The 2840-nt window shown below is 62.7% G+C and carries 3 protein-coding genes; all 3 read left to right on the top strand.

The genetic code is table 11. From position 1 onward, the window contains the following. A partial coding sequence (locus G7092_RS31075; RefSeq protein WP_202985472.1) for a hypothetical protein occupies nt 1–540 on the top strand: 540 nt, incomplete at its 5' end. Nucleotides 541–1273: 733 nt separating this feature from the next. Continuing rightward, the gene (locus G7092_RS31080) at nt 1274–2434 is read left to right on the top strand and encodes an IS30 family transposase (RefSeq protein WP_166096265.1); all 1161 of its coding nucleotides are present in this window, start codon (nt 1274–1276) and stop codon (nt 2432–2434) included. A gap of 87 nt (nt 2435–2521) precedes the next feature. Beyond that, the coding region (locus G7092_RS31085) for a CorA family divalent cation transporter (RefSeq protein ID WP_235953977.1) at nt 2522–2840 on the top strand (319 nt) is incomplete at its 3' end.

Raw genomic sequence — 2840 nt, forward strand, 5'->3', positions numbered from 1 at the left:
AGTGGCCTGTTCAGCGCGGACAGCTTCAAGTTCAAGCCCGAGTTCCTGTCCACGCTGACCATCGACTACAACGAGTGGGAACGTGGCGGCCCGCTGAACGTGCCGGCCTCGGTGGCTCGTGTGCAGCTGGTGGCGCTGGATCGCCTGCTGAGCCAGAACACGGCGCTGCGCCTGATGGACATGCCGGCCTATGTGCCGGAAGCCCAGCGCAAAGGCCTGATTTCGCTCAACGAGGTCTATGCCACCTTGCAAAGCGCGATCTGGAGCGAGCTCAAGAGTGGCAGCGAGATCGACCGCCTGCGCCGCAATCTGCAGCGCGAGCACCTGAAGCGCCTGCAAGCCATCCTGACCAAGGGTGGCGGCGCCTCGGGCCAGATGGCCGATGCCTACGCTCTGGCCCGACTGCAAGCCAACAACCTGGCCGCCGAGCTGCGCGCCGCCGTGGCCAAGGGCGGACAAACCGTCGAGACCCGTGCCCACCTGGCCGAAAGCCTGGACACGCTGAACAGCGCCCTCAAGGCCTCGATGTCGCGCTCCTGATCTGACATCAGTTCTTGACGAACAAGGCCGGCGCCGAAGGGCGCCGGCCTTTTTTTGTGCGACTGCTTTTGACGGCAATCGGCACGAAGCCGCCTTTGGTTTTGCTCGTGAGGCCCTGCAGCCCGTGCCGCCACCGGGCTCATGGTTCCGGGGTCGGCCCTGGCGGGCCGACTTCCCTGCGCTGCTCGCGCCTCGGGGCTGGCGCATAACTCACTCCGCTCCCTGCGTTCGCTTCGTTCAGACAGAAGCGCCAAGTCAGAACTTGAAGCGCACGAGTACGTGCGCGCCCCGAGGCGCTGTGCTGCTCGGCCCGGCACAAATCGCCCGGCAGCGGCACGGGCTGCAGGGCGCTTGCATCGCGGTCGATGTGCCCCATCCACGGTGGAACACGCCACCTCCGGAGGTGGCTCGGCCCGCCGACGGGCGATTTGTGCGCGGCCGAGGGCGCAGCGGAGCGGCTCAGGCGCGTGTACTCGCGCGCTTCAAGCTCTGACTCGGCGCCACTGTTTGACCACAGTGAGCGCAGCGAACGGAGGGAGTTTGGCGCCGCTGAGCCGCGCAGTGAGCACCGAGGGGAGTCGGCTCGCAGAGCCGACCCGCGAACCATGAGCCCGGCGGCGGGCCGAGACACCGCAGCGAGAAAGATCAAGACAGCGGAGGTCCGCAATGTGCGGCGGATTCAACTGGTCGATGCAACACACTGAGAACTGCCTGAGCAGACGGAGTGTTGGAGATGAAGCACCGTACACGAAATTACTACACCGACAGCCAGAAAGCTTTGATGTGGGAGCGCTGGAAGGAAGGCTGGACGCTTCATCAGATTGGCCAGCTATTTGACCGGCCGCACACCTCGATCCAAAACATCTTGGTCAAAACAGGCGGCATTCGGCCCCCGGAACGATCGCGGTCCGCGACGGCGCTGACTTTGTCTGAAAGAGAAGAGATATCGCGCGCTGTCGCTGCAGGCCAATCGATTCGCTCGATCGCGGCACGACTTGGCAGAGCACCGTCGACAGTCAGTCGGGAGTTGGAGCGAAATGGCGGCCGAGAGGTCTATCGCGCCGCGACGGCCGACAGCGACGCCTGGAATCGCGCGCTTCGGCCCAAGCGCTGCAAACTCACGGAGAACCGCAGCCTGGCGCGCATCGTCGCCGACAGGCTGAGAATGCGGTGGTCGCCCGAACAAATCGCGGGTTGGCTAAAGAATACTTATCCGCGCGACGAGAGCCTTCAGGTGTCACACGAGACCATTTACCGCAGCCTGTTCATTCAAGCGCGTGGCGCCTTGAAGAAGGAGCTCCTGGAGCATTTGAGACGAACACGCGGCATGCGCCGCTCTCGTCACTACACTCAGAAGACACAAGGCCATGGGCAAATCGTCGACGCAGTTTCTATCAGCGAGCGTCCTGCCTCGGTGGAAGATCGAGCGGTGCCTGGTCACTGGGAAGGGGACCTAGTCTTTGGCAGTGGCAACAGCCAGATCGCGACGTTGGTCGAGCGGCAGACGCGATACGTGATGCTGGTGAAGGTTGGCGGAAAGGACACCGCGACGGTCGTCAACGCGCTCATCAAGAATGCTCGAAAGCTGCCCCAGGAACTCTACAAGTCGTTGACCTGGGATCGGGGCAAGGAGATGGCTGCACACAAGCGCTTCACGCTGGCCACTGACATCCAAGTCTTCTTCTGTGATCCGCAAAGCCCTTGGCAACGCGGAAGCAATGAGAATACGAACGGGCTGCTCAGGCAGTACATGCCAAAGGGCATCGACATCTCGGGCTACTCACAACATCAGCTCAACGCGATCGCGAGACAATTGAACGAGAGGCCCCGCAAGACGCTCGGCTTCAAAACGCCCGCTGAGATGTTCAGCGAATCTGTTGCGTTGACCAGTTGAATCCGCCGCCAACACCCGCCACAGCAGCCCTGACATCTCCATGACGCACAATCGCGCCCGCAGCGGAGACAGGGGAGGGCCGTCGGTATGAGTTTCAGTTTCGGTACACATCAGGACAGCGCCCTGATTTGCGGCTTTGTGCTGGCACCGGGCCAAGCGGGGCGGGCGATTGGCTTGGCTGAGGCTTTGCGCTGGCTGGGCGACCAGGACGCGCGCGCCAGCAGTGCCGAATTCATTTGGCTGCACTTCAATCTCACCGATGCCTCGGCCCAGGCCTGGATGCAATCGCATCTGAGTTTGCCGCCCGAGTTCTTCGAGACTTTGCGGCAAGGCTCGCGCTCCACCCGCATTGAAGATGCCGACGACCACTTGATCGCCGTGGTCAACGACGTGGCCTACGAGTTTG

The sequence above is a fragment of the Mucilaginibacter inviolabilis genome (genome assembly GCF_011089895.1).
Taxonomy (GTDB): domain Bacteria; phylum Bacteroidota; class Bacteroidia; order Sphingobacteriales; family Sphingobacteriaceae; genus Mucilaginibacter; species Mucilaginibacter inviolabilis.